Genomic DNA, 20,448 nt, shown 5'->3' with positions numbered 1-20,448 from the left:
ATTATTGACTTATTTTTCATATTATTATATAGTACTTTTCAAGTAAACATAAGTTTTAATTATGTAAATTAAACATAATATTAAAATATAAACAAATTAATGAAACAACTTTTTCTATGTTTTATATTTTTTATGTTTTTTATTTAAAAAATATTTAATGGTATTTACAAAAACAAAAAAAGAGTTATCATATTACAGTTTACATAATAAATTTGAAGCTTGATATGATTATAAAAGAAGTGCATATAACAGATGCTAAAAATGTTGTTGATTTTATAAAAAAAGTATCAGATGAGAGTGATTTTTTAATATGTGCATCTGATGAGAGAGAGATGAGTGTAGAGAAAGAAAGTGAGTTTATACAGGCGATAGAAAAATCTGTATTAGAGAAAATGTTTTTGTGTGAGATTGATGAAAAGATAGTTGGAATATGCAGTATTAGAGGTGTTAATAAAAAAAGGGTAAAGCATAGGGTAAGTTTAGGTATAAGTGTTTTAAAAGAATATTGGGGACTTGGAATAGCTTCAAAGCTGCTTGAGTATACAATAAATTATTGCAAGGCTAATGATTTAAAAAAGATAGAGTTGAATGTAAGAGTTGATAATAATAGAGCAATAAGTTTATATAAGAAATTTGGCTTTGAAATAGAGGGAGAGATAAGAAATTTTTTTTATTTGAATGGAATTTACTACAACTGCTATTTGTTTGGGCTTTTACTATGAGTGATATTTTTTATATAGTTTTAGCTAAAAATAGTTAACATAATACTTGACTTTTTATAGTAATATGTTACCTTATATATCAACGGTATAATTTTGATTTTATTTAATAAAAAAAATTGGAGTAGGATAAAAAAATGAAAAAGTTTCTTGCTGTTATTGTTATATTGTGCTTATTTGCTCCGATTACTCTTTTTGCTCAAACACAAATTCCTATACCGACAATAGGTTTAAATGTTACGCAAGCTCAAACACCTCAGCAAGTTAGCTTAGGTCTTCAAATATTATTCTTGCTTACTATACTTTCACTTTCTCCGTCTATTATAATAATGACTACAAGTTTTGTGAGAGTTTCTATAGTTTTAAGTTTTGTTCAAAGGGCATTGTCTTTACAAGAAACACCTCCAAGAGCATTAATAATGGGGCTTTCTTTGTTTTTAACATTTTTTATAATGATGCCAACATTAACTCAAATAAACAATGAAGCTCTTCAGCCTTATTTAAACGGTACTATAGGAGTTAATGATTTATATAGCAGAGGAATACAGCCTATAAGAATGTTTATGTTCAACTCTTTGAGAGGTGAAAACGGTATGAAGAGTTTGGATTTATTTTTAAGTATCAGCGATAGCAATGTTAGATTAAGAGATATTCAGTCTGTAGAAGATTTAGCAAAGATTCCAACTATAGTTGTTGTGCCTGCATTTATTATTAATGAGCTTACTATAGCATTCAAGATGGGGATATATTTGTTTGTTCCTTTTATAGTTATTGATTTGGTTGTAGCTTCAATATTAATGGCTATGGGTATGATAATGCTTCCTCCAATTATGATATCGTTGCCTTTAAAAATAATATTGTTTGTGGCTGTCGATGGTTGGAAGCTATTAATATTGCAGCTTGTGCAAAGTTTTAATTAGAGAATTAATAAGAGGGTGAATTATGAATGATACTTCTATTATTGTTTTAGTTCAAGAAACATTATGGACTTTTATGCTTCTTTCAGCTCCTGTTTTAGGAGTTTCTATAATAGTTGGTCTTATTATATCTATTATACAGGCTACTACAAGTATTCAAGAGCAAACTTTGACTTTTGTACCAAAAATGATAGCTATGCTTGCAGTTATATATTTTTTAGCCTCTTGGATGATTAATTATATAAGCGGTTTTACGGTTAGACTTTTTAATATATTGCCTACTATAGCAAGATAAATAAATAAAAATGGAATAGTTAGAAGATGGATAATTTTGTTAATTTCTTTCAGATTTACCTTCTCATAATGGTAAGATTTTTGGCTATACTCATAGTAGCTCCTTTATTTTCTTCTAATGTTATTCCTAATACTATAAAAGCAGGATTAGCATTTATAGCAACAGCAACAATTTTTCCACTAGTAGCAAACACATCAGTTCAGGCAGCTCCTACTTTTTTGGAATATTTTTTAAGTTTGTTAAATGAAGCATTGATAGGTTTACTAATAGGTTTTTTAATGTCTATGATATTTTTAGCTTTTCAGGTTACAACTAACTTCTTTGAAATACAAATGGGTTTTGGTATATCTGAGGCAGTTGACCCTATAAGTCAAATTACTGTTCCTGTATTAGGTCAGCTTCAGGCTTTAGTTGTAATACTTATATTTATAGCTATAGATGGTCAGAATTGGGTAATAAGAACTTTATATAATAGTTTTAAAGCTATGCCAGTGTTGAGCGATGCTTCAAAGGCTGTATTTTTAGGTTCTTTTCAAGGTGTAATAGACAGAATGATTTATTATATGAGTTCTATGTTCTCTATTGCCTTATCACTTGCTTTGCCTATAATGCTTACTTTATTTTTACTTTCATTGAGCTTAGGGTTGTTGGCAAAAGCTGCTCCTCAAATGAATGTATTAATGCTTGGTTTTCCTATGCAAATAGCTGTTGGGATTGTAGCATACTATATACTTATTCCTGTATTAATTACTAATTTTATGAAGATAATGCAAAACACAATTGCAGATATTAATAATTTGTTTGTTTTTTTGTCAGGAGGCACAATATGATAATGCTTGCTTCTTTGATGAAATATTTACAAGTAAAAGATTTGTTCATTTCTATAAGAGCTAAACTTTATAGAAAATATTTGCGTTTAACAGGCAGAGGTTTTGCACTAACTTTATTTGCATCTGCTGAAGATGAAGGAAGAACAGAACTTCCTACAGAGAGAAAAAAGAGAAGAGCAAGAGAAGAAGAGGGACGTGTTGTAAACTCTGTTGAAATTAATCAAACTTTGGTATTGGGTGTTACCACTGTTTTAATAGCTTTACTTATAGGTTATCTTACTCACACATTATCACAGTTTTTTATTGATATTTTAAATAGAATTGCAAATGCTGATACAACAATGACTATGGACGGTTTGCCTGATATATTTATAGAAATAGTTTTATTAATAGCAAAAACAGCTGGTATAATTTTGCTTGCTGCATTGATTATTGGTGTTGGAGTAAATTTAGCGCAAACACAATTCTTATTTACTACCAAGAAATTAAAACCAAATTTCAAAAGAATAGCACCTACATGGTCAAATTTTAAAGAGAGAGTTTTTATATCTTCTCAAAACTTAATGAACTTAGCTAAAATACTTTTTAAAATGCTTGTTATAGCAGTATTGACATTTACAACAATAAACGGCAGGCGTAATGATTTATTTAATATGGTTCATATGGAATTAGCGCAGGCTATGAATGTATTTTTCTTTATAGTTTTAGAGATGATTGGAAAGGTAATGATATTTATGATAATAGTTGCTGTTGTGGACTATTATTTTCAAAGAAAGCAATATATCAATAGTTTAAAGATGACAAAGCATGAGATGAAAGAAGAGTTCAAAGAAATGGAAGGAGACCCTTTAGTAAAGAATCAGCTTCAAGAAATGGCAAGAAAGATTGTAAGCAGAACAATGCTCAAATCAGTACCAGAGGCAGATGTAATAATCACAAACCCAACGCACTTTGCCGTTGCTTTAAAATATCAAAGCGGTGATTATGCACCAATAGTAACTGCAAAAGGGGTTGATAATATTGCTTTAAAAATAAAAGAGATAGCAAAAGAACATGAAGTAGAAATAGTAGAAAATAAACCTTTAGCCCGTGAGCTTTATTATAATGTTGATATAGGGCAGTATATACCTGAGAAGTTGTTTCATGTTGTGTCAAGAATACTTGGCGAGGTATATAGAATACGTAATGAAAAAATGGCAAGGGCTATATAGGAGGAAATGAAAAGTGGCAACTATTAATAATGCTAAATCACTTTTAGATTCGATAAAATTACCTACAAATCTTAGCAGACACAGTGATATAATGTTTGCTATAGGTGCGGTTATGGTAATAATGATGCTTATTATACCGCTTCCTTCTATGATTTTGGATTTTCTTCTTATCATAAATATAGTTATATCTTTGCTTATACTTCTTATGGTTTTGAGTATAAAGAGTGCAAGTGAGTTTAGCGTATTTCCTTCTGTGCTTTTGGTGATGACAGCATTTAGGCTTGCATTAAACGTTTCTACAACAAGAGCAATACTTACGCAAGGTGCTAATTTTAATGGTAAGGTTATCACTTCATTTGCTGAGTTTGTAGTTGGTAATAATATAGTTGTTGGTGTTGTAATATTTATCATACTTATAATAGTTCAGTTTGTAGTAATTACTAAAGGTGCTACAAGAGTATCAGAAGTAGCTGCAAGATTTGCATTAGACAGTATGCCTTCAAAGATGATGGCTGTTGAAAGCGAACTTCAAGCTGGAGCTATTACAGATAAAGAAGCAGAAGAGAAGAGAAAAAAGATAAGAGGCGAGAGTGATTTTTATGGTACTATGGACGGTGCTTCAAAGTTCGTTCAAGGTGACGTTATAGCGGGTATCATAATCACTATCATAAATATAGTTGGCGGACTCATAATTGGCATGACAATGAGGGGAGAGCCTTTTGCTCAGGCTGCTGACGCTTATACTCGCTTTACTGTGGGCGATGGTTTGGTAAGCCAGATACCTTCTTTCTTTATGAGTTTTGCTACTGGTTTGCTTGTTACTAGAAGCAGCAGTGAGGATAATTTGTCTACACAGATTGCTGTACAGGTTTTTGCTAAACCAAAGAATTTATTTATTGGTGCAGGTTTTGCATTCTTCTTAATGTTCTTACCAGGTTTTCCAAAGATAGCATTATTTGTTATAGCATTAGCATTATTTTTAGCAGGTTATGCTCTAAGAAAAGAACAGCAGGAGCTTGGTCTTAATGAAGATGGTACTAAAGCAGAAGTTCAAGAACAGCCTCAAAATGGTCCTTTAGATGTTAGTCCGTTATTAAAAATCGAAAAAATAGAATTATCTATTGGTGTATCATTAGTACCTTTAGCAATGGAAAATGAGGGAGGGGATTTAATACACAGAGTAACTCAGGTTCGTAGAGAGCTTGCTTTAGAGATTGGCTTATCTGTACCTCCTGTTCGTATAGTAGACAACCAGACTATAGAGCCAGATGAATATATCATTAGCATAAATAATACAGAAATGGCTAGGGGTTTTGTTCGTCCTAATATGCTTCTTGCTTTGAATGCTAATTCTAATGAAGGTCCTACTGCTGATTGTGAGAGCGTTAAAGACCCAGCTTTTGGGCTTCCAGCTTATTGGATTAGAGTTGCTGATAGAGACGTTGCTGATAGAAAAGGTTTTATGTTGTTTGATCCTACTGCTGTTATAGCTACACATTTTACTGAAACAATTAAAAGAAATGCTAATCTTCTTATCGGACGTGAAGAAGTACAGAATATGCTTGATCGTATTAAAGATGATAATAAAGCTCTTGTATCAGAAATACTTGCTTCTAAACCTCATAATGAAAGCCCTCTTGGATATATACAAAAAGTATTGCAGAATTTGCTTCAAGAGGAAATACCTATCAGAAACAGTGTTGCTATATTAGAAGGTATTGCTGATGCTATAACAATTATGGGAAGCGAACAGGCTACTGAATTGGTAAGAAGCAGATTGGCTCCTCAAATATCGCAGCTTATAGCTGATGATCAAAGAAATATAAGAGTTATTACATTAAGTCAGCAGCTTCAAAATAATATAGCTCAAAATTTAGCTGACAGCGGAAATATACAAGGCTCTCAAATGATAGCTATGAGTTTTGAAAGTATGCAGGCTCTTATAAGAAATATAAAAGAGGCAGTAAAATTAGTTCAAGAGTCTGGAGTTGATGAAATAGTATTCTTAGTTTCACCGCTAATAAGAAGACCTTTGTATCAGTTTATTGCTAAGAATATTGGTAAGTATAAAGTAGTGGCAACAACTGAGATAGCACAGGGGTACAATGTAAAGGGTGTTGCTAGCATAAAATAAATAATTTTTTAATAAAATATTATTGGAGTTATGATTATGAAAACTATAAAAATCTTTGGAAAAAACAGAGAAGAAATTGAAAAACAGGCTAGGGATAAATATGGTGAAAATTATTTTATTATTAGCATAAGAGAATTAAGCAGAAAAAATATATTTGGTGTTATAAAAAAAGAATTTGAAGTATCTATCGGCGTTTTAGAGCAGTATTAATTTTTGGAGTTATTAAAATGGTTGACATAAAAGTAATCAATGGAAAAGACAGAAATGATGCATTTGCTAAGGCAAGAGTTGAATATGGCAGCAATTTTTTAATATTATCAAGTAAAGATATTCAAGTTGGCGGTTTTTTGGGCTTTGGAAAAAAGACTGAGCATGAGCTTAGAATAATGCTTAATAATTCTATATATGAAAGAAGAAATACTGAAAGGACAGATAACAGAGAAGAAGATGAGGAGTATTCAAATAAATTGAATAGTGATAGAATAGAAATGAATAAGCATAAAACTACTGAAGTATTAGATGCTAGTGAGATGGCTAATAGAATTATTAGTATAAATAATGCTTTAAAAAAATCTGCTCGTGAAAGAAATGAGAGTTTAATTAATAAAAAAGATACTCCTGCAGTTAATATTAGTGAATTAGAAAACACTGAAATTACAAATAAAAATAAACCTTTTAAACCTATGCAATTTGAAGAAAGATTTGAGGAAAGAAAAGTAGTAAATAATAATTTAAATGATTTTAATAATAATTTTGGTATGATGGGTAGTGCTTTATTGAGTGATTCTGATACTTCATATTCTAGAAATATTCAAAAGGAAGATGATTATTCATTATACGATTCTCAATATCAACAAAAAAATAATGTAGACAGCATAGAAGCAAATGTAAAAAGAATTGTTCAAGATCAACTAAAAGATATAGTTAAAGAATATTTAGAAAATAATATTCCAAACATAGATAGAAATAATTTTAACTCCAAGAATTATAATAGAAAAGAAAAAAGCAATAATGGTTTTTATCAAAACAATGATTATGATAGTATATTTCAAAATGAAGAGAGAAGTTTAAAAAACACTATAGAAGAAATAAAAAACTATAGAAGAGAGGATAACCATTTAAACACTTCTGTTAATAAAAATAATTTAAATAATAATAATTTTTATCAAGATGATTTTGATGATGAAGATTCATATTCTGATAGAAATATTATTACTAATAAAGATTCTTCCGTTACAGATAGTATGGAAGAAAGTTTTAATTTCTTAAGACATAGAGAGTTTCCAGAAGAAGTTTTGCTTGAATTAAGAGAATATTTACTTACATCAAGCAATGCCAGATTCTTTCAATCTAAAGACGTGATAAAAGAGGAGATAGAGAGATATTTTTCAAGCAGATTGCTCCTTGCAAATGGAATAGATATAGGTTCTAAAAAGAAGATAGTGGTATTTGTTGGACCTACTGGTGTTGGTAAAACTACCACAATACCTAAAATAGCAGCTCAGTATATGAGGTCAGGTAGGAGGGTATCTTTTGTAACAATAGATAATTATAGAATAGCAGCTGTTGATCAGCTTCAAAGATATGCAAGTATAATGAAAGTTCCTTTTACAAGTGCTAGTACTCCTGAAGCTTTGAGAGCAGAGATAAGAAAATTAGACAGTTCATCTTTACTCTTTATAGATACTATGGGACGTTCTCCTAAGAGTGTTGAGGAGATAGTATCTATGTCTAAATATTTTAATACTGTTGGAAGATTCGATATGGACGTGCAGCTTGTAATGAGCTCTACTGCTAAATACAAAGATGCTCTAAAGATTATGAATGCATTTAAACCTGCAAACTATAAAGGTATTATTTTAACTAAAGTAGATGAAACTGATTATTTAGCTTCATCTTTATGTGCTATATCAAAAAGCAAGGTTCCTATTACTTATGTAACTTATGGACAGGGAGTACCTAAAGATATTGCTCCTGCTAAAAGATATGCTCATAAGATGATAGAAGGTTTATTTGGAAATGATAGATAAAAAATTAATTTATATAGGAATTATAAAATATTATGAAAGATCAAGCAGATGAATTAAGAAAGATGATGGAAGTAAAAGATAAACGTCCTCAGCGTATAATTAGTGTAACTAGCGGCAAAGGCGGTGTTGGTAAAACTAATATTGCTATTAATTTAGCTATAGCATTACAGCAATTAGGAAAAAATGTACTTCTAATAGATGCGGATCTTGGACTTGGAAATGTTAATGTTATATTAGGAACTATACCTGAATATAATTTATATCATGTTATAAAGGGTACTAAAAAGATACATGAGGTTGTGCTTGAAACGGATTATGGAATTAGATATATTGCCGGAGCTTCTGGGTTTTCATCTTTGGCAAACTTGTCAAGCAGAGGTTTAACTAAATTAATAAATAGTATGGACTCTTTAAATGATGCTGATATTATTATAATTGATACGGGGGCTGGTATATCTGATAATGTTTTATATTTTTTGCTTTCTTCAGATGAGAACATTGTGGTTACTATACCAGAGCCTACAGCTATACTTGATGCTTATGGTGTGATAAAATCTATAGCTCCGGAGGATCCTAAATCTGATATTAAAATTTTAGTTAATAGAGTAACTAAAGCATCAGAAGGTAAGGAAGTAGGGGATAAAATTATAGAGGTGAGTAAGAGATATTTAGATATGGATATTAAGTATTTAGGTTATGTGCTTGAGGATAAAACTATAGCCTATTCTGTATCACAGCAGCTGCCTTTTTATCAATATGATAATAAATGTCATGCTTCTATTTCTATATACAATATAGCTAAGAGAATTATTGATATGGAATATGATGAAGAAAGAGATACTAAAGGATTGTCTGGATTTATGGAATCATTATTTGCTTTTGTTAGTAGAAGAGAAAATAGGATTTATTAAATATTGAAATTATAGAGGGTTTTTATTTATGAATGATTTTATGGCTAAAGTAAAAAATTATTTTTCCAGTAATTTTGGTAAATTATCACTTATTATAATGGGGTTATCTTTTATATTTACTTTTTTATTTTCTACTTTGTTTAGAAATAGAATAGATGTATCTATTATAAGAGCTTTTATATCTACGGTAATTACTGGTATTATATTATATATTTTAGCTATTGTACTCAAAAAGTTTTTATCTGATGCTATAGAATCTTCTGGAGTTTTTGACAGTAATACAAATAATAATCAAGCTGGAAATAATGAAGGAATTGGGGAAATTAAAGAAAATACAAATGATATTGCTAATACTCCTACAGAAAATACAAATGATGAAAACAAAACTTTTGAATCTTCTTCTGCAGATATTAATGCAGCTGAAGACTTAAAAATGGAAGATAATAATGCGGCAGATAATAATATAGTTCCTAGTATTGATAATATAAATGTTGATAAAAATAAAAAAGTAGATTATCATAATATGGGTGATATAGGCGACATAATATCTTCCGTTACTGATAATTCAAATGTTGGAGAATCAAGCGATTATTTTCCTCTCAGAAAAGAAAGTGCAGATGCGGTTAGTTTAGAGAGGGAGGTAAAGGAAGACCCAGAAAAGGTTGCTAAAGCGGTGAGAACTATGCTTTCTAAAGAAGAGAAAAAAGAAAGTAAATAAAAAAATAAAAAGTAGAGTATCATTATGAAAAAGAATAAGAAAGGCATAATACCAAATATTACAGATGATAATGAGCAGGAGTATTGGATTGAGTATAAAAAAACACTATCTCCACATATAAAAGAAGCATTAGTAATAAAATATTCTAATTTGGTTAAATATGTTGCTAATCAAATAAATTTTAACATGAAATCTACACGTGATATAGAATTTGATGATTTAGTAGGTTATGGTGCTATAGGTTTAATAGATGCTATAGAGAAGTATGACCCAAATAAAGAGGTTAAATTCAAAACCTATGCTACAACAAGAATAAAAGGCTCTATTTATGATGAGCTTAGAAAAATAGATAAGCTTCCAAGGTCTATAAGAAGAGAAATAAAAGATATAGAAATTGCAAGAGAGTTTTTAGAAAGCAAATTAGGACGCAATGTTAACTCTCAAGAGATAGCAGATACTATGGGAGTGCCTTTAAGTAAAATTAATGAGACTATGAGATATTCTATAGAAGCTTCTACTACTTCTTTAAGCGAAGTTTGGTATCATGGCGATGATTCTGATGAAATATCTATAATGGATACTTTAAAGGCAAGCGATAAAAATAATCCTGAATATCTTGCAGAGAGAAAAGATGTTCAGAAAAAGATTGTAGAGGCTTTAGATAAATTACCTGAAAAAGAGAGAAGTGTTCTTATATTATATTATTATGAAGAGTTAACTTTAAAAGAGATTGGCAAAGTATTAGATGTATCAGAGAGCAGAGTATCTCAGCTTCATACAAAGGCTGTGCAGCAATTAAGATACAGCCTTTCAGAGATAAAAAAACAATTACTATAGTAGGTGGTTTTTTATGAATGAATTAAAAAGAAAAATTTTACAAAGTGATTTTTACAAAGATATTTATAATAATCAGAATTCGCGTTCTATAGAATTGGAAGTTGAGAATTTGGAAGATGGTATGCATCAGGCTGCTGCCATATTTCAATGCCCAGTATATGAGTTATCTTATAAAATTATTAGAGATAGAAGCACTGGTATTTTTAAAAAGCTTCATTTTACTCCTTATTTAATAAGATACACACATATAAAATATGATAAATCAAGCATAACTTATGGACATACTGTTGATTATTCTACTGCTTCACATTTGGGTAAAGATGACAGCGTTGTTATAGATAAAGATACAAGCATAGTAGTGAGAGTAAAAAGAGATGGAGTATTTTTAAAGGTTTCTCCTCCTACTGCAGACGGAACTAGAATTGAAGACATGAAGGCTTTAGAGAAAAAATTAATAGAAGCTGGTCTTAAACATTATGATTCCAATTTAGCTAAAGAGATTTTACATGAACAAAAAGGTGAATATGTAAAAATAGCCGATTGGGACCCTTCAAAATCCGTATACAATGCTAAGATTACATATACTATTACAGAAGATAATATGCAAGCCTATATTACTGTGAGTAAGCCTAATAATGGCGGAAGAGAGATTGACTTGCAAGATGCTAAAGAGTTATTAGAAAATAGCGGAATTGTATTTGGTGTAAAAGAAGATAATATTTCAAAGCTTTTAGAAGAGGGTACTTTTAATGTTCCAATACTTGCTGCTGAAGGTCTTTACCCAAAGATTGGTCAGAATGCTAAGATAGAATATTTAGTTAAAGTTAATAAAGATGTTATACCAAAATATATAGATGAAGATGAATCTATAGATTATAAGGATTTGAGTATAGTTGAAAATGTATCTGAGGGACAAAAATTAGCGCATAAGATTCCTGCTACAGAGGGAGAGCATGGTATTAATGTTTTAGGAACAAAGATAGAGGCTAAAGACGGTAAAGATTTAGATTTAAAAGATATACTTGGAGATAATGTTGTTATAGATGGAGATTATATAGTTGCTGGTATAAATGGACAGGTTTTATTAAAGGGCAAGTTATTAAGTGTTGAGCCTGTATTTGAGGTTTCTGGAGATGTAGGACCTGAGACTGGTAATATTAATTTTATAGGAAGTGTACTTGTTAAGGGAAGTGTTAGCGATAATTTCTCTATAAAAGCTGAAGGCAATATAGAAGTTAATGGTACGGTTGGCAAATGCGACCTTGAGGCTAAGGGAGATATTATAGTAAAACTCGGTATTCAAGGTAATGAGAATAGTTTTGTTAGAGCGGGAGGAGATGTTATTGCTAAGTTTATACAGTTCTCAAATGTGGAATCAGCTAATAATGTTATAGTTACTGAGGCTATACTTAATTCTAATATAGATTCAGATAATAGAATAATACTTACAGGTAAGAGGGCTTCTGCGAGCGGAGGAGTATTAAGAGCTTTATATGAAGTTAATGGGAAGGTATTAGGTTCTCCTTCCGGAACCAAGACTGTTATAGAAACAGGAGTGAGTCCCGCCAAGAGAAGAAATATTGCTGCTATGGACAAAGAAAAAGAAGAGCTTGATGTTTCCATAGAAGAGATAGAAAGAAATATTAAATCATTAGAACAGGCCGCTAAGGTGAGAAAATTAGATGATGAGAAGACTGAGCAGTTGCAAAGTTTGAAAGAACAGCTTGAGCAGGCTAATAGCAGAAGAGAAGAGATTGTTTTAGAAAGAGAGGCTTTATTGCAGCAAATGGAAATAGAGAAAGTAGAGTCTACAATAAGTGCCGGTAAGGAAGCATTGGCTGGAGTTAAACTCATTATAGGAAGTGCTGAATTTGATATTAGACAAACCTATAAAGCTGTTACTTTTTATGAGGATAAGGGCTTAATACAAATTGATAAATATAGAGGTGAGCCTAAAAACGATAATAAGAAGAATGATATTTAATTTGGAGTTTTAATTTTGGCTAATAAATATTTTAATATAAGCGATTTTTATAAGACTGCTATAGAATGTGCAATAGATGCTGACCCTAGAGGAAGAGATATTGTAGAAAAAGAACTTGATATAGTAAAAAAAGATTATGAGGCTATAAAAGACAAAAGAAAAAAAGAGTGCTTTGATAAAGATAATTTGTTTAATCCATACTCTGATAGCAGAATATTAAATATTGCAGAAGATAAAGAAATAAAAAAAATATTTTGCGGTATTGATATGCAAACTTCTGAGCTTTTGCTTGCTGACAGATTAAATGAAAAAAATGCAAAAATTGATTTGATTGTTACTCACCATCCTAATGGTTATGCTTATGCTAAGTTTTATGAAGTAATAGCTATGCAAGCTGATAAAAACTATCTTAATGGTGTTAATATAAATGTATCCGAGGCGCTCACTAATAAAAGAATGTATGGAGTGGAGCGTTCTGTTTCTCCTTCCAATCATAATAGAGATGTTACAGCTGCTAAGCTTCTTAATCTTAATTATATGTGTATGCATACATTAGCAGATAATCATGTTGAAACTTTTTTAACTAATCTTGTAAAAGAAAAGAATCCTTATAAACTTTCTGATATATTAGATTTACTTAATGATATTGAAGAATATAAAATATCATCAAAAAATAATAATCCTCCTAAACTTTTTAATGGAAGTGAAAAAAACAGAGCTGGTAAAATTGTTGTAGATATGACTGGAGGAGCTTCTTTTGATATTGGAATGATTTCTGCTTTAGCTAATGCGGGTGTTGGTACTTTGGTTGTGATGCATTTATCTGATAATCATATAGAAGAGTGCAAAAAATATAATATTAATATTGTTTGTGCTGGGCATATGGCTAGTGATAGTTTGGGGCTTAATTTGCTTTTTAAAGCTATGAAAGAAAAAGCTAAAAAAAGTTTTGAAATACTTCCTGCTTCTGGATATACATTTGTGGAAAGATAATGAAAAGTAAATATAAAAATATTTTGTTTGATTTAGATGGTACTATTACAGATTCTGCTAATGGTATCACAAATGCTGTTAAATACGGCATAAAAAAAATGTCTGAGATTTATCCTGATTTAAATATTGTTTTACCTGAAGATAATATTTTAAGAAAGTTTATTGGACCTCCTCTTGATATTAGCTTTAAGAAATATATTTATGATAATCAAGATAAAGCAATGGAGTTTATAAAGTATTACAGAGAAGATTATAATGGTAATAATGGTCTTTTTAATTGCACACTTTATGACGGCATATATGATTTAATAAAAACTTTGTATAATAATAATTTTAATACTTATTTAGCAACTGCGAAACCTTTAGAATCAGCTGTTAGAATAATAAAGCATTTTGATTTGGATAAATATTTTACTAATATGTATGGAGCTATTTTGGGAGGAGCTATAAAAAATAAACTTGATGTTTTAAAAGAGGCTTCTCTTAAAGAAAACTTTAATAAAAATGAAACTATTATGATTGGCGACAGAATAGATGATATAGAAGCTTCTAAAAATATGGGGTTTGATTCTATTGCTGTGAGATATGGTTTTGGTAATGATGAAGAGTTTAGAGATGCTACATATATAGTAAATAATACTAAAGAGATTTTAGATATTATTATCACTAAATAAAATTTCTTCTAATACTTTTAAGCTTTTTAATTCTCTATGTATATGATTGTATATTGATTTTTGTAATATATCTTTTATTGTTGTTATTGAATTATGATAAAACTTTATTATATCATTGTTGTTTACTATATCGAGCATAGAAGAATGTTTTATTAGTTTCATGAATGTTATATCATTATAATCTAATTCTATAGCATCTTTTATATTTATTTTGCAATTGCTACAAACCAAGCCTCCTTCATTAATGGAATAATAATTTGCATTTTCTTTTTCGCACAATACACAATTATCTAACAAAGGAGAGAGTCCTGCTATATAAAGCAATTTTATTTCAAAGGCTCTTAATAAAATATTTATATAATATTTTAAATTATTTTGATTTTCTTTTTCATTTCCTTCTAATGCATATAATGTTTTATCCATTAAAATAAAATATCTTTCATCAAAATCTTTTGCAAAATAGAGTAATAATTCTCTTATATAAAATACTGCCAATGATGAATAAATAGATTTTTCTAAGATATTATAATTTTTTATTATATTTGATTCTTTTAATATTGAGAGGCTGTCAGATTTTTTTTCGTATATGTTTATGTTTAGTTTTGATATGCTTTCTAAATCAGAGCCGAAAGCTTTAGAGTTTTTTTTAGCCTGGTAGCAGATAGAAGATATTATATTTTTTTTTGTGAGAAAAGAAGCTATAATAGATGAGTTTTTATAATTATTGTATGATAATATAAAAGCCTCATAATTTTTTATCAAATTAAATTCCTTTTTAAAAATTAAAGGGCAGATCATAAATGACCCGCCCCAACTTATGCCTACTTAAGCATTAAGCTTGATGTATAGCGTTGCTAGGACAAACAGCTTCACAAGCTCCGCAATCAGTACATTTGTCTGGATCTATTTTGTAAATATCTCCTTCGCTAATTGCATCGAAAGCACACTCAGGAAGACATGATCCGCAAGCTACACAATCGTTATTTATAACACGTGGCATAATTTACCTCCATAAAAAAATTAAACTGTACGAGCATTATAACATAACTAAAAAATTATAGCAATATTACATATTATACAAATATACAATATATTTAATTCTCTTTACTATCCTCTAATTTTTCAACTATAACTTTATCTATTCTAGCTCCATCCATATCAACTATCTCTAAAGACAAATTTTTCCATGTTATAGATTCTCCTTCTTTTGGAACATGCTGTAATAATTCTAGTATTAGTCCGCTTATAGTGTTATAGTTGTTTGAGATGTTTTCATCTTCTATTTCAAAATATTCTAAAAAGTCATAAATAGGGCATTGTCCGTCAACAAAATATCCGCCATTTTTTCTTTTTCTTATGTCCATATTTTTATTTGTTTCGCTAATAGAACCAACCAAAGCAGAAAATATATCATGCTGTGTAATCATACCGTCTATATTTCCAAACTCATCTGATATAAAGCCTATTTTTGTATTATTTTTTTTCATCTCTTCTAATACTAAATAAACTTCCATATTGTTGTGAAAGTATGTGGCCTTTTGTGCATATTTTTCAATTTTTGACTTGCTGTTATTTAACTTATCAAATATTTCATTTATTTTTATAACACCAATTATATTATCTAAAGTTTTGTCTATTAGGGGGTATACAGTATAAGGATTTTTGGATATTGTTTTTTTTATTTCATCATTAGTCATATTTATATCCAAATACACTATATCAGCTCTATGAGTCATGATTGATTCTATTTTTCTGTCTCCCAAGAAGAATGCTCTTTCTATAATATCTTGTTCTACTTCTTTTACTTCTCCGCCTTGTTTGCCTTCTTCTATCATAGATTTTATTTCTTCTTCTGTAACAGGAGTTTTTTCGTCTTTTATTCCTAAAGTTCTGGAAACTATAATAGCACTGTTTGACAATATCCACACAAATGGAGCTCCTATTTTTGATAATATAGTCATAGGGCTTGCTACTGCTTTTGCTATTTTTTCCGGCATAACCATACCTAATCTTTTTGGTACTAATTCTCCAAATATTAATGTGAGGTAAGTAACTAATGCTACTATTATCACTTGAGATATTACATAAGAATATGCTGCGGGTATATTTATTTTTATTAAAATGTTTGATAAATCTTTTGATATAGTGTCTCCAGAGTATATACCTGTTAGTATACCTATTAATGTTATACCTATTTGTATGGTTGATAAAAACTTATCTGGTTCATTAGCTAAATCTAAAGCTATTTGTGCTTTTTTATTTCCCTCTTTAATATCTTTGGTTAAAGAGCTTTTTCTTGCTGATATTATAGCTATTTCAGACATAGCAAATATTCCATTTAAAAGTATAAGTATTATTACAATAATTATGTCCATTTATTATATTTCCTTACAAGCAGTAGATTTTTATTAATGAAAAAAATAAGATTGATTTTGAATATGTTATTACTCAGCGGCATATTTGTTAATAATTTCCTATATATTAATATTTTATAATATATAGGAAAAATTACAAGAGCTATTTTTGTTAGTGTTTTTTAATTATATAAAATACATAATTGCTAAAAATAATTAAACATGTATAATTAGTTCCAAAAAAATTAGGGATTTTGATTATGAAGAACTATTTGGAATTATTAAAAAAAGTTTTGGAAGAGGGTGAAGACAATAAAGACAGAACTGGAGTTGGTACGAGAAGAATATTTGCTCCGCAGTTAAGATTTAAATTTGAAGGCAATAAAATACCTATTATAACTACAAAAAGAGTATTTATGAAAGGTGTTATTATAGAATTATTATGGTTTTTGCAAGGCTCAACAAACATAAAATTTTTGCTTGAGAATAATGTTCATATATGGGACGAGTGGGCTGATGATATGGGAGAACTTGGACCAGTATACGGAAAGCAGTGGAGAGCTTGGGAAACTAAAGAAGGAAACAAAATAGACCAAATTTCTAATGTTGTTAATACATTAAGAAATAACCCTACAAGCAGAAGAAATATTTTGAGTGCTTGGAATGTGGGAGAGATTGATAAGATGCATTTACCTCCTTGTCACATGATGTGTCAATTTTTTGTTAATAATGAAGGCGGTATAATAACGCATTTATATCAGCGTTCTGCAGACTTGTTTTTGGGAGTTCCTTTTAATATAAGCTCTTATGCCATACTTACAAGACTTTTAGCTATGCATAGCGGACTTAAAGCTTCAGAATTAATAATGACATTTGGTGATGCTCATATTTATAATAATCATATGGAACAAGTTAAACTTCAGCTTTCAAGAGAGCCTTATGAACAGACTACAGAATTATTTATAGAAGAGCGTCCAAATATATTTAGTCATGTTTATGAGGATTTTAGATTAGAAGGCTATAAATATCATCCAACTATAAAAGCGGAGGTGGCAGTTTGATAGTTTCATTAATCGCTGCTGTTGATTCAAAAAACGGCATAGGCTTAAATGGTTTAATGCCTTGGGGACACATTAAAGAGGATATGCAGTTTTTTAGAAGCACCACCACAGGATATGCTGTTGTTATGGGGAGAGTTACTTTTGAGTCTTTAGGTTTAAAGCCTCTTCCAAATAGAAAAAATATTGTTATATCATCTAATAAAAATGAGCTTTCAGATAAATACGATAACCTTTTTTATGATGACAATTTTGAAAATGCTATTTCTAAGTTATTATTAGAAAAGCATAATCAAATATTTATTATAGGAGGGGAGTCAATTTATAAAAGAGCAATGGATTATGCAGATAAAATATATCTTACTCATATAAATAAAAATTATAATTGCGACAGATTTTTTCCAGAAGTAGATAATAAATTATTTTCTTCAAAAACATTAAAGAACTTTGTTTATGATAATGTAGATGTTAGCATTGTAGAATATACTAAAAATTTTTAATATATTTAATTTATCTTAAATAAAAAACATCATTAGTAAAATTTAGTATTATTTTTTATTTGCACTTTCGCGAAGCGTATCCGAAGTGATATAAGGTTCTTTGACGAAGTCCACACCGTGTGCGGCGGGAAAAAGAACAATATAATTTTTATAGTATAAAAAAATTAATGTATGTTAAAAATCTTTTTTAAGTTTTTATTTGTGGTGGCTTTGCCTCCTGCGAAGCGTGCCCATAGGGGTACACGCCCCCAGTTCTTTTACCAAGTAGGTACCTTTCGGTATTGGTATAAAAGAACCAAAAGAACTGTATTTTTTAGTTAAAAATAGAAATACTCTTTTACATTATTATAGATATTTATAATATATAAAATTAAAACATTTGCACTTTTTGCAACTTTGACGAAGTCCGCACCGCGACCGTAGGAAGTGCCTGTGGTACGAAGGCGGGAAAAAGTTGATAATATACTAATAAAAATGTACAAAATATAGTTTTTAGATATTTAACAAAATAAAAAGTGTTATGTAATTTTTACTTTATAATATATAATTTTGTTATCAATAAATAATAATGAGGAATATTATGAAGAAATTATTATATTTACAAGTTTTGTTTATTTTGTTTATTTGTGTTTCTTGTGCAAATAAAAAAGATAATAATTTACAAGTGTATTATAACGGTAATATTATCACTATGGAAGGAAACACAGAAGAGACTCTATATGCTAAGGCTTTAGAAGTAAGCAACGGAGTAATCACAAAAGTAGTATACACTGATGAAGAAGCAAATAATTTAATTAAAAATAAATCAGTAATAGACTTAAAAGGTAAAACTTTAATGCCTGCCTTTATAGACCCGCATAGCCATATAATAAGTTTTGCTCAAGCCCTCACAACTGTAGATTTATCAGGCTGTACAAACATAGCAGAGATTGATTCAAGATTAGAAGACTATATAAAAAATAATAAGCTTACAAACGGTGCTTGGGTTATAGGTTTTGGTTATGATAATAATTTGCTTCCAGGCAAAAAAAATCCTACAAGAGATGATTTAGATAAAGTTTCTACAAACTTAGCTATATTTATTACGCATGCATCTGGACATGTTGGAAGCATGAACTCTAAAGCATTAGAATATTTTGGTGTAGATGAAAATACTCCAGATATAGAAGGCGGAGTTATAGAAAGATATCCTAATAGCAGAAAGCCTACTGGTTATATGGAAGAGGCTGCTTTTATGAAATATGCAAGAGAGGTTGATTTTAAAGTTACTGATGAAGACATGATGAACTTTGTTAATCAGGCAGAAGATGTTTATTTAAGTTATGGTATTACAACTGCTCAAAACTCTTTAATAGTAAATGGTGATTTGCCTTTAATAGAGAATATGATAACAAATAATAGATTTAAAATAGATATAATAGGTTTTATAGATTTAAAGAATGCTCCTAATATTTTTGATGAACATAAAGATTTAATTGGTAAGTATAGCAATAGATTTAAAATATCAGGCTACAAAATATTTTTAGATGGTTCGCCTCAGGCTAAAACTGCTTGGTTAAAAGAGCCTTATATAACAGGGGAGAAAGGCTATAGAGGATATCCTATACATGATTATAACACTGTAAAGGAATATGTAAGAAAATCTTTTGATGATAAAATGCAATTACAGGCTCATTGTAATGGAGATGCTGCTGCTGAACAATATGTTGATGCAATATCAGAAGTTATGACTGAGAGAGGCACTACAAACAATTATAGGGCTGTGTTGGTTCATAGTCAAATAGTAAAAGAGAATGAATATAAAAGAATGAGTGAGTTTAATATAATACCTTCTTTATTTGTGGCTCATATATATTATTGGGGAGACACTCATATAGCAAATTTGGGAATGGAGAGAGCTTCTCAAATAAGTGTAAGCAAAACTGCATTAGATAATAACTTGCCTTTTACATATCATCAAGATACACCTGTTATAAAACCTAATATGATAGAGACTATAAGCTGTGCTTTAAATAGAACTACAAAAGATGGAGTATTACTTGGAGAAAATCAAAAGATAGATGCTCTAAATGCTTTTAAAGCTATTACAATAAATGCTGCTTATCAAAATGGAGAAGAGGATATAAAGGGAAGTTTGAAAGAGGGGAAATTGGCAGATTTAGTAATACTTTCTGATGACCCATTAAAAATAGATGCAAAAGAAATTAACAATATAGAAGTTTTAGAGACAATAAAAGAAGGAAAAACCTTATATAAAAAATAATATTTGCATAGATAAAGAGG

The 20,448-nt window shown here is 29.6% G+C and carries 20 protein-coding genes; 17 read left to right on the top strand and 3 right to left on the bottom strand.

What is annotated here, in order from left to right:
• Positions 1–224 precede the first annotated feature (224 nt).
• The 14 genes from R4I97_RS07125 (at position 225) to R4I97_RS07060 (ending at position 14,253) form a co-directional block, all read left to right on the top strand.
• Positions 225–722 (top strand): GNAT family N-acetyltransferase, encoded by a 498-nt coding sequence (locus R4I97_RS07125; protein WP_335784382.1) that lies wholly within the window; start codon positions 225–227, stop codon positions 720–722.
• 134 nt (positions 723–856) lie between these two features.
• Positions 857–1,639, top strand: coding sequence for a flagellar type III secretion system pore protein FliP (gene fliP, locus R4I97_RS07120; RefSeq protein ID WP_219709297.1), 783 nt, complete (start codon positions 857–859; stop codon positions 1,637–1,639).
• 22 nt (positions 1,640–1,661) lie between these two features.
• Positions 1,662–1,931 (top strand): flagellar biosynthesis protein FliQ, encoded by a 270-nt coding sequence (gene fliQ / locus R4I97_RS07115; RefSeq protein ID WP_147730250.1) that lies wholly within the window; start codon positions 1,662–1,664, stop codon positions 1,929–1,931.
• A 26-nt stretch (positions 1,932–1,957) separates the two neighbouring features.
• Positions 1,958–2,761: a flagellar biosynthetic protein FliR gene (gene fliR, locus R4I97_RS07110; protein WP_335784381.1), complete on the top strand. Its 804-nt coding sequence runs from the start codon at positions 1,958–1,960 to the stop codon at positions 2,759–2,761.
• A complete protein-coding gene (gene flhB / locus R4I97_RS07105) occupies positions 2,758–3,972 on the top strand; it encodes a flagellar biosynthesis protein FlhB (RefSeq protein ID WP_335784380.1) in 1,215 nt (404 codons plus the stop codon). The genes fliR and flhB overlap by 4 nt, the downstream gene beginning before the upstream one ends.
• 13 nt (positions 3,973–3,985) lie before the next feature.
• Positions 3,986–6,106 (top strand): flagellar biosynthesis protein FlhA, encoded by a 2,121-nt coding sequence (locus R4I97_RS07100; RefSeq protein ID WP_335784379.1) that lies wholly within the window; start codon positions 3,986–3,988, stop codon positions 6,104–6,106.
• Between the two features lie 36 nt (positions 6,107–6,142).
• Positions 6,143–6,316 carry a hypothetical protein gene (locus R4I97_RS07095; protein ID WP_335784378.1) on the top strand — a complete coding sequence of 58 codons (174 nt, stop codon included), beginning with the start codon at positions 6,143–6,145 and terminating at the stop codon, positions 6,314–6,316.
• A gap of 17 nt (positions 6,317–6,333) precedes the next feature.
• Complete coding sequence (locus tag R4I97_RS07090) at positions 6,334–8,136, top strand: flagellar biosynthesis regulator FlhF (RefSeq protein WP_335784377.1); 1,803 nt, start codon at positions 6,334–6,336, stop codon at positions 8,134–8,136.
• Positions 8,137–8,168: 32 nt separating this feature from the next.
• Positions 8,169–9,047: a MinD/ParA family protein gene (locus R4I97_RS07085; RefSeq protein ID WP_335784376.1), complete on the top strand. Its 879-nt coding sequence runs from the start codon at positions 8,169–8,171 to the stop codon at positions 9,045–9,047.
• Between the two features lie 28 nt (positions 9,048–9,075).
• Positions 9,076–9,765, top strand: coding sequence for a hypothetical protein (locus R4I97_RS07080; protein WP_335784375.1), 690 nt, complete (start codon positions 9,076–9,078; stop codon positions 9,763–9,765).
• Positions 9,766–9,789: 24 nt separating this feature from the next.
• Positions 9,790–10,602, top strand: coding sequence for an RNA polymerase sigma factor WhiG (whiG, locus tag R4I97_RS07075; RefSeq protein WP_335784374.1), 813 nt, complete (start codon positions 9,790–9,792; stop codon positions 10,600–10,602).
• A gap of 13 nt (positions 10,603–10,615) precedes the next feature.
• Positions 10,616–12,586 carry a FapA family protein gene (locus R4I97_RS07070; RefSeq protein WP_335784373.1) on the top strand — a complete coding sequence of 657 codons (1,971 nt, stop codon included), beginning with the start codon at positions 10,616–10,618 and terminating at the stop codon, positions 12,584–12,586.
• Positions 12,587–12,601: 15 nt separating this feature from the next.
• Positions 12,602–13,579, top strand: a complete 978-nt coding sequence (locus R4I97_RS07065; RefSeq protein ID WP_335784372.1) for a hypothetical protein — start codon at positions 12,602–12,604, stop codon at positions 13,577–13,579.
• Complete coding sequence (locus R4I97_RS07060) at positions 13,579–14,253, top strand: HAD hydrolase-like protein (protein WP_335784371.1); 675 nt, start codon at positions 13,579–13,581, stop codon at positions 14,251–14,253. The genes R4I97_RS07065 and R4I97_RS07060 overlap by 1 nt, the downstream gene beginning before the upstream one ends.
• On the opposite strand, the gene recO is transcribed toward R4I97_RS07060, so the two are convergent.
• The 3 genes from recO to R4I97_RS07045 form a co-directional block, all read right to left on the bottom strand.
• A complete protein-coding gene (recO, locus tag R4I97_RS07055) occupies positions 14,230–15,015 on the bottom strand; it encodes a DNA repair protein RecO (RefSeq protein ID WP_335784370.1) in 786 nt (261 codons plus the stop codon). The two genes, R4I97_RS07060 and recO, sit on opposite strands and share 24 nt — an antisense overlap.
• 70 nt (positions 15,016–15,085) lie before the next feature.
• The gene (locus tag R4I97_RS07050; RefSeq protein ID WP_013245128.1) at positions 15,086–15,253 is read right to left on the bottom strand and encodes a DUF362 domain-containing protein; all 168 of its coding nucleotides are present in this window, start codon (positions 15,251–15,253) and stop codon (positions 15,086–15,088) included.
• A 94-nt stretch (positions 15,254–15,347) separates the two neighbouring features.
• A complete protein-coding gene (locus R4I97_RS07045) occupies positions 15,348–16,628 on the bottom strand; it encodes a hemolysin family protein (protein WP_335784369.1) in 1,281 nt (426 codons plus the stop codon).
• Positions 16,629–16,867: 239 nt separating this feature from the next.
• Here R4I97_RS07045 and R4I97_RS07040 point away from each other — a divergent pair, with 239 nt between their 5' ends.
• From R4I97_RS07040 to R4I97_RS07030, 3 genes are all read left to right on the top strand, one after another.
• Entirely contained in the window at positions 16,868–17,668 is an 801-nt protein-coding gene (locus R4I97_RS07040) for a thymidylate synthase (protein WP_335784368.1), read from the top strand.
• On the top strand, positions 17,665–18,165 hold the full coding sequence (locus R4I97_RS07035) for a dihydrofolate reductase (RefSeq protein ID WP_335784367.1): 501 nt from the start codon (positions 17,665–17,667) through the stop codon (positions 18,163–18,165). Before R4I97_RS07040 ends, R4I97_RS07035 begins: the two co-directional genes overlap by 4 nt.
• A gap of 580 nt (positions 18,166–18,745) precedes the next feature.
• Positions 18,746–20,428 (top strand): amidohydrolase, encoded by a 1,683-nt coding sequence (locus tag R4I97_RS07030; protein ID WP_335784366.1) that lies wholly within the window; start codon positions 18,746–18,748, stop codon positions 20,426–20,428.
• Positions 20,429–20,448 lie beyond the last annotated feature (20 nt).

This window comes from Brachyspira pilosicoli, assembly GCF_036997485.1.
Classification (GTDB): domain Bacteria; phylum Spirochaetota; class Brachyspiria; order Brachyspirales; family Brachyspiraceae; genus Brachyspira; species Brachyspira pilosicoli_C.
This window is presented reverse-complemented; position numbering and strand designations above follow the sequence as displayed.